Here is a 7643-nt window from a genome sequence, read left to right on the forward strand (position 1 = left end):
ATTTGTTTCGTTATGATCTTAATATCTAGTGTAAAACGCTTTTTTATCACCCAGCAGGAAGGCGAAATTTAGGGGCGTGGCAGGGCATGCGGGCTCGATTCCTCATCGAAATGAGCCCGGTTAGGTTAACGTGTTAACCATTGGGTGATGGCTTGATTAAAGGCCTCCGGCGCTTCTGTCATGACCCAGTGACGGGTATCGAAGGCGATGACCCGATTCCCTTCTCTTGCGGCCATCTCTTGTTCCCACGCAGAGGAGTGGAACATACCCGGTTTATTCTTTCCGTATATAAACAGCAAGGGACAATCGATTTTTAGCGGCAGATGACCCAGAGGCTTGCCCGTCAGCGTTCGACTCCATTTCCAGTAGTAGGAATAGGTCATGGATGAACTGATCAAGGCAGGATCTCCCGGTGCATGAAGCCACTTAGCCATCTTGCGGGTCATCGCATCGCCAATGGTGCCGCCAATTTTCCAGGCCGTGGCTAACCAGATCTGGTAGGCAAACATAAAGGCTTTGACGCTTGCGGTTAACTGATGCTCCTTTGAGCCGGCATCACCAATGTCGACACCTATGATCTTCTCGACTTTATCCTGGTGGCGCAGATAAAACTGGTAACCGAAGAAGCAGCCCCAATCGTGGAGCATTAAGATCACCTTTTGGTTAGGGCTAACGGCATCGATGACAGCGTCAATTAAGGTGACGATCTGCTCTAAGGTATAGAGTGTGCGCGATTGTTTGTCCTCGTAGCCGGGCAGGCTAAATCGAACACAACGATAATCTGACTTAAGGACATCGACCTGTGGTTGCCAGAGCCGATAGGTATCGGGCCAGCCGTGAAGCATCAGTATGGTCTGTTCGCCTTGACCTTCTATATGAACCTGAGTTCCGTTTACATCTACTAATTCAACCATGTTAACTCCCACTCTTGGTGAAAACGGTTTAGAGTAATTACTCTATTTCAAGGTAAGGCGAAAAAGAGAGCATGTCCAGAAGATGTTAATGCATCAGATCATGTTTTCAACGTAAACCTGTGGGGTGAAAAACGGCTGCCGATGCGAGTATGGCGTGAGCACCGTGTGAGCATAGTGTGGTCAATCGTAGAAAGATTGTAGATAGGCCAATGTTAAGCGGCGAGATCATGAGGCCAGTGAGACCATGAGGCTAGCAGTACCAAGAGCTGGTGGACGGGAGCTTTAACCTTCTATCAAAAGTCATCGTCTTTAGGAGGGCAATAGCAGCGGGGCATAGTTAAGCTTTAACGCCCGCCGAGTGATCTCTGGGACGGCTATTGCCGTAGGCCTATTTATGAATCGATTACATCCTAAGAAACTGCTCCAGAGTAAATGGACAAAAGTAACGCCACAGGCGCGTGAGAAACACTTCATAGTGATTGAGGTGGATTATGACGAGCAGCGAAATGTCCAAGGCTGCGTCATCGAGGCCCTGCATAGTGGCAGGCAATATGCTATCGACTGGCGTTCACTGAAAGACAGTGATATCTGGCTTGTTGGCTGGCGCTAATCGGCTTAACCAATAATCGCCATCGAGCCTTTTTACTTAAATTGCACGCAATTTATTTGCGCGACACTCTCTTGTTTGCTATAAATAGCCACAGTTAAGTTGTGTGCAATTTATTTTATCAAGATCGAGAGAGGAAAATGAGATGAAGGCATTATATCAAACCAGTGCTACTGCCAGTGCCGGACGTAACGGCCGAGTCGCCACCGACGATGGCAAACTGTCGCTAGACCTAAGCTATCCTAAGGAGATGGGCGGAACCGGTGAGGCGACCAACCCAGAGCAACTGTTTGCTGCGGGTTATAGCGCCTGTTTTTCTAACGCCATATTGCATGTTGCCAGAGAAGCTAAGGTGAAGCTGACTCAGGCGCCGGTTACGGCCGAAGTTGGCATAGGCGCCCGCGCCGAAGGCGGGTTTGGACTGAGCGTTAAGCTCAACGTTGAACTGTCATTACCTCAGGAGCAGGCGGTTGAATTGGTCAAGATGGCCCATCAGGTCTGCCCATACTCTAATGCCGTGCGTAACAACATTGACGTAGGGCTAATGGTTAATGGTGAGTCTTTGTAAGTGCAATTTATGAATAGTCATTCGATGGATGAACGATTCGCTTCTGCGGGCATCTTAGTTGGGTGTATCATGCTAGCGCTCTATTTTCTCGTCCCTGGGATCTTGAAGTTTGTCAGTTGGGATATGCATGTTGCCTTAATGGAGCGACATCACATGGTGCTAATTCCCCTGCTGCTTGCCAGTGCCGGTGTTAGCCAGATTGTGGCGGGCATCTGTTTAATGTTAAACCGTTATACGTCAGTGGTTGCTTCGCTGTTAGCTATGATGGTGTTACTGATTAACGTTACACTGCATGATTTTTGGCATTTCGAAGGGCTTGAAGCGGCACATGAGATGCAAAATTTCATTAAGAATCTGGGGATATTCGCAGGTTTACTGGTGTTGGCTGGCCACAGTCACCTGAAGCAACTTGGTAACAAGGGGGGTCGCTAGGCCTAGTCTAGAATAATCCGTAAGCTTGGGTTTGTCGGCCGTTGCCTACTGGGGGCAGTTTTGTGGCGTCCCCTAATGACTAATGACTAATGCCTAGTGCCTAAGGCTTGTATAATTGCCTGCAAAATAGCGCATCAATAAGCCTTTAAGATCAACAGGCACTAGGTATTCACCAGGACACAATAAAACGCCCCATTCTATGGGGCTTTCTTATAACTTATGTTTGGCGAGTTCGGTAAGCAGCATCTCACGGCCCTCGCTTTCAACATGGGTCAAGAAGGCCTGGGCGATCGCCGAGGGACGTTTTGATTTAAGCCAGAGAAAATACCAGTTGGAGTTAATCGGCAGCTCCTTCACATTCAGCTGCGCCAGCCCGGTATTGCCGCCAAAGGCAAGGGTATGGGCCGAGAGAATACTGACGCCCAGCCCAGACATCACCGAGTGCTTGATCGCCTCGTTGCTTTCAATGGTCATCTTCACGTTTAGCTTCACCCCCTGTTTCGCCATGAAACGCTCGATGGCCAAGCGGGTGCCCGAGCCATTTTCACGCATCAAGAAGGGCGCCTCACAGAGCTCGGCTAACGAGACGCCATCCTGACTGACCAGAGGATGATTCTCCTGGGCAATAGCCACCAGAGGATTGTTGAAGAACTCGATACTCTCTGTGTTGAGATCCGCCGGTGGATGACTGAACACATAGAAGTCGTCGATGCCCTGTTTGAGGCGCTCGATGATCTGCTGGCGGTTGCCCACATTTAGCTGCACAGCGACATTGGGGTAGCGCTCGCAGAAGGGGCCAAGCAGGTGGGGAATAAAGTATTTCGAGGTGGTCACCACAGCCAGGCGCAGGGTACCCGATTTGAGCTCCCCCATGTCCGAGAGCGACATCTCTAGCCTCGCAAAGCTGTCGAGGATCTCTGTGGCCGATTTAACCACCTCCAGCCCCGCCTCGGTAAACACCACCTTGCGACCCACTATGTTATACAGGGGGAAACCTATCACATCGGCGAGCTTCTTGAGTTGCATCGAGATGGTGGGCTGCGTGAGATGTAAGGTCTCGGCGGCGCCGCTTACACTGCCGCTATCATAGACAGCCAGCAAGATCTCCATCTGCCTGAGGGTACCAAGATGTGCCTGTAGTCTGAGGGACATAGTCGCTCCATATATAGATTTTTATCTATATAAAAACACAAAAATATCTATTTTTATATATAAATTGTTTTTGGCAAGATCGCTCCAGTTAAAAGAACACCGAATTTTTCGCGGTATCAGTCGTAAACGGGGGATCTTATGAAACAGTTAACTCAGCTTGTCCTGGCAGAAAAACAATCACTCTTTAGCCTAGTCGTCGGTCTGATGGTGACCACGCTGGCGTTTGCGACCATGAGGGAAGGGCACAACGGCATGGGGTTACTGGTAGTTGGTCTCGGTCTGCTCTCTCTGACCCTGGTCTCTATCGCTGCCAAGCTGTCGTCTAAGTTCTCGAATAGGCGCCGCACCGTAAAGCCTGCCACTCGCCTGCAAGTAAAGGGCGCCTAAGATGCAGTTAGATATCACCATCGCCTTCTTTATCCTGGGAGCGCTCGCCACCCTAATCCGCTCGGATATACAGTTTCCCAAGGCGCTCTATCAAAGCCTCACGCTGTTTCTCATGCTGGCCATCGGCCTCAAAGGAGGCGTGGCACTGTCAAAATATGGCTCCATGGCATTGCTGCCACAATCCTTGTTAGTGATTGGTATGGGGCTGATTATTCCGCTGATCGCCTTTCCTATTCTGCGCTATATCGGCCAGCTTAAGCTTGAAGATGCAGCCTCAATTGCCGCCCACTATGGTTCGGTCAGCATAGGCACCTATGCGGTGGCCGTGGCGTTTCTCGAGGCGCAAGGCATAAGCTACGAGGCCTATTTCCCGCTGTTTGTGGTATTGCTGGAGATCCCCGCCATCGCCGTGGGTATCGCCCTGGCCAGACGCTCGGGTACTAACCTAAAGTGGCGCACACTCATCCATGAGGTGTTCTGCAACCAGAGCCTGGTGCTGCTGGTCGGCGCGCTGATCATCGGCTATTTCTGGGCCGAGCGCATCGAGGGGGTGACCCCGCTCTTCTTCAACCTGTTCCATGGTGTGTTAGCCCTCTTCCTGCTGGAGATGGGGATGCTTGCCGCCAGCCGTCTAAAAGAGCTGAAGCAGATGGGCAACTTCATGTTGGCATTCGGCGTCTTCATGCCACTGATTGGTGGCTTGCTGGGCAGTATTCTTGGCTTACAGATGGGACTGTCGAGCGGCGGCGCCACTCTGCTGGCGGTACTTGGGGCGAGCGCCTCATACATAGCGGTGCCGGCGGCCATGCGGGTCGCGATTCCCGAGGCGAATCAGAGCCTGTCTATTACCTATTCACTGGCAATTACATTTCCGTTCAACGTATTGGTGGGCATACCTACCTATGCGCTGTTCACCTATTGGTTATCAAATTAAGAGGCACGTATGAATAAAGCAAGAGTAGCAATCATCATGGGTTCACAGAGCGATTGGCCGACCATGAAAAATGCCACCACAGTCCTGGATGCCCTGGGGATCGCCTACAGCAAACAGGTGGTCTCGGCGCACCGCACCCCAGAGCGACTGGTGAGCTTCAGCCACGGCGCGGCTGATGAGGGGAGCGAGGTGATCATTGCCGGTGCCGGCGGCGCCGCGCATTTGCCGGGCATGACCGCGGCCATGACACACCTGCCGGTGATTGCCGTGCCTGTGATGAGCAAGGCCCTGAAGGGGATGGATAGCCTGCTTTCTATCGTGCAGATGCCCAAAGGCGTTGCGGTGGCGACTCAGGCGATTGGCGATTCAGGCGCCTTCAACGCCGGCCTGATGGCGGCGCAAATCCTGGCCTTGGGTGATGCTGAACTGACCCAGCGTCTGTGTGACTGGCGTGCTAGCCAAACCTCAGGTGTGCCGCTGGAGGTGGAATAATGCGTATCGGCATTATCGGTTGTGGTCAGCTGGCGCGCATGATGGCGCTGGCGGGCATTCCCTTAGGGCTTAAATTCAGTTTCGTCGCCGATGGCGGCCCTGATACGGATCTCAGCTGCGTCGAGGGCCTAGGCCCTGTGGCGCCCTGGCAGTCGGGGCAGAGTGTCAGCGCACTCTATGAAGCCTTGGGCAAACCCGAGGTGATCACGGTCGAAAAAGAGCAGGTGGATCTCGAGTTAGTTCGCGCCCTCGATGCCCACTGCACCATCAGACCGAATGTCGACAGCATCGCCAAGTGCAAGAGCCGCATCCATGAAAAGCAGCTATTAGCCGAGCTTGGTATTCCCTGTGCGCCCTTTACCTATAATGTCAGCCTCGAGGAGAGCGCCAAGACCTTAGGTTATCCCATGGTGATCAAGTCCCTCGATGAAGGTTATGACGGCAAGAACCAGTGGGTGGTACGTAGCGATGATGATCTTGCTAGTGTTGCGCCTGAGCTTAAACAAGGTCATTACTTAGCCGAGCAATGGATCCCCTTCGATGCAGAGGTGTCTATTATCGGTGTGCGCAGCGCCAGCGGCGAGGTGAGTTGTTATCCCTTGACCGAGAATCAACATCAAAACGGTATTCTGCTGCGCTCAATGGCGCCCGCCAGAGGGTTAAGCGGCGAGATGGTGCAGCAGGCGCAAGCCTATATGACCAAACTGCTGCAAGCCCAAGAGTATGTGGGCGTGCTCGCCATGGAGCTGTTTGTGGTGGGTAATAAGCTGCTGGTGAACGAACTGGCACCTAGGGTACATAACAGTGGTCACTGGACCCAGCTCGGTGCCCAGACCTGCCAGTTTGAGAACCACATTCGCGCCGTCGCCGGACTCGCCTTGGGGGCAACTTCGGCTATAGGTAAGACCGGCATGCTGAACCTACTAGGCGTAGTTGCACCGCCAATGGACGCCCTAAGCAGCAATGCCAGCCTGCACTGGTACAACAAGGCCGCTAAGCCCAACCGCAAGCTGGGACACATCAATTTCATGCTGGATGACTACGCCCTACTGGCCAGTCAGATGCAAAGCGTCGAGCAGTCGCTGGTGAAGTGCTAGGCTAAGTGATTCATGTGCAAGCACTAGATTGGTGTCTAAGATTTAGCTTCTAAGCGTCTTAAATCGATAATAAAAAACCACCTCCTATGGAGGTGGTGATCGTTCCTTCTGGGCTATGCCCGTAGAGTGCTCATGCTAGATACTCACAGTTGTTTGTTACCAGCAAATAGAAGGAGTAAATAGCATGAGCAGATATGAATCCGCTTCTCACGTTTTCTATCGTTGCCAGTATCACATTGTGTGGACCCCGAAGTATAGATATAAGATTTTTAGGGGAAATGTTGGCAAGGAGCTTTATCGAAGTATTTATGTGTTTTGTAGCATGAAGAAATGTTCTGTTGTGGAATTGAATGTTCAAGTAGATCACGTACATCTTGTGGTAAGAACTCCTCCAAGCTTGAGTGTTTCAGAGCTAATGGGGACTTTGAAAGGTCGTACGGCGATAAGGTTATTTAATAAATTTCCATACTTACGAAAGAAGAAGTTATGGGGTAACCATTTTTGGCAGAGAGGATATTTTGTAGATTCAGTTGGTGCAAACGAAGAGATAATTAGAAGATACGTAAAGCATTAGGATAGAAAAGCTAAAGAAGATGCATAACGTCAGCAACAACTTGAGCTTTCATAACATCCAAAGGCACCCTTATAAGGTGCCTCAAAAGCAAAGCCACCTGCTATGCAGGTGGATTTTTACGGTTCGTATTGAATCGCCACTGCTTATCTGATGAGGCAATAACAACGGAGCTCATCATGAAGCTAATTAAATTGAAAGAAGTAATGGAAATCACCAGTCTAAGCAAAGCTACTCTTTATAGAATGATTAAGCAGGGAGCATTTCCTGAACAGTTATCGATTGGAGTGTAGTGGTCATAACTAACGATTACGAAGCTGGTGTGTAGTGGTCAACTAAAATTGGCCACGGTTTTGTATTCAAGCCAGTATCTTCGCTCTGTAGTGGTCAACTAAAATTGGCCACGGTTTTGTATTCAAGCCAGTATCTTCGCTCTGACTCATTAGGTGTTAGCCCACCGTTATATTGATGTGGTCTCAGCTGACTGTA

At 50.8% G+C, this 7643-nt stretch carries 11 protein-coding genes; 9 read left to right on the plus strand and 2 right to left on the minus strand.

Features of this window, described 5'->3' with window-relative positions:
• Positions 1-125: 125 nt before the first annotated feature.
• Positions 126-914 (minus strand): alpha/beta fold hydrolase, encoded by a 789-nt coding sequence (locus tag L2731_RS10995; protein ID WP_249253126.1) that lies wholly within the window; start codon positions 912-914, stop codon positions 126-128.
• Between the two features lie 394 nt (positions 915-1308).
• Between L2731_RS10995 and L2731_RS11000 the strand changes: the two genes are divergently transcribed.
• From L2731_RS11000 to L2731_RS11010, 3 genes are all read left to right on the plus strand, one after another.
• Positions 1309-1524 carry a TIGR02450 family Trp-rich protein gene (locus L2731_RS11000; RefSeq protein ID WP_249253128.1) on the plus strand — a complete coding sequence of 72 codons (216 nt, stop codon included), beginning with the start codon at positions 1309-1311 and terminating at the stop codon, positions 1522-1524.
• Positions 1525-1666: 142 nt separating this feature from the next.
• Positions 1667-2089, plus strand: a complete 423-nt coding sequence (gene ohr, locus L2731_RS11005) for an organic hydroperoxide reductase Ohr (protein ID WP_249253129.1) — start codon at positions 1667-1669, stop codon at positions 2087-2089.
• Between the two features lie 9 nt (positions 2090-2098).
• Positions 2099-2521: a DoxX family protein gene (locus L2731_RS11010; protein WP_249253130.1), complete on the plus strand. Its 423-nt coding sequence runs from the start codon at positions 2099-2101 to the stop codon at positions 2519-2521.
• Positions 2522-2731: 210 nt separating this feature from the next.
• Here the strand turns inward: L2731_RS11010 and L2731_RS11015 are convergent, their stop codons facing one another.
• The gene (locus L2731_RS11015; RefSeq protein WP_249253131.1) at positions 2732-3673 is read right to left on the minus strand and encodes a LysR family transcriptional regulator; all 942 of its coding nucleotides are present in this window, start codon (positions 3671-3673) and stop codon (positions 2732-2734) included.
• Between the two features lie 138 nt (positions 3674-3811).
• Between L2731_RS11015 and L2731_RS11020 the strand changes: the two genes are divergently transcribed.
• From L2731_RS11020 to L2731_RS11045, 6 genes are all read left to right on the plus strand, one after another.
• The gene (locus tag L2731_RS11020; protein ID WP_249253132.1) at positions 3812-4060 is read left to right on the plus strand and encodes a hypothetical protein; all 249 of its coding nucleotides are present in this window, start codon (positions 3812-3814) and stop codon (positions 4058-4060) included.
• A gap of 1 nt (position 4061) precedes the next feature.
• On the plus strand, positions 4062-4994 hold the full coding sequence (locus tag L2731_RS11025; RefSeq protein ID WP_011865049.1) for a sodium-dependent bicarbonate transport family permease: 933 nt from the start codon (positions 4062-4064) through the stop codon (positions 4992-4994).
• A gap of 9 nt (positions 4995-5003) precedes the next feature.
• Positions 5004-5486 carry a 5-(carboxyamino)imidazole ribonucleotide mutase gene (gene purE / locus L2731_RS11030; protein WP_249253133.1) on the plus strand — a complete coding sequence of 161 codons (483 nt, stop codon included), beginning with the start codon at positions 5004-5006 and terminating at the stop codon, positions 5484-5486.
• The gene (locus L2731_RS11035; RefSeq protein WP_249253134.1) at positions 5486-6583 is read left to right on the plus strand and encodes a 5-(carboxyamino)imidazole ribonucleotide synthase; all 1098 of its coding nucleotides are present in this window, start codon (positions 5486-5488) and stop codon (positions 6581-6583) included. The genes purE and L2731_RS11035 overlap by 1 nt, the downstream gene beginning before the upstream one ends.
• Before the next feature lie 184 nt (positions 6584-6767).
• Complete coding sequence (gene tnpA, locus L2731_RS11040) at positions 6768-7157, plus strand: IS200/IS605 family transposase (RefSeq protein WP_249253135.1); 390 nt, start codon at positions 6768-6770, stop codon at positions 7155-7157.
• A 176-nt stretch (positions 7158-7333) separates the two neighbouring features.
• Positions 7334-7447 (plus strand): AlpA family phage regulatory protein, encoded by a 114-nt coding sequence (locus tag L2731_RS11045; RefSeq protein ID WP_249253137.1) that lies wholly within the window; start codon positions 7334-7336, stop codon positions 7445-7447.
• Positions 7448-7643: the final 196 nt, after the last annotated feature.

Source organism: Shewanella aquimarina (genome assembly GCF_023349185.1).
Taxonomy (GTDB): domain Bacteria; phylum Pseudomonadota; class Gammaproteobacteria; order Enterobacterales; family Shewanellaceae; genus Shewanella; species Shewanella aquimarina.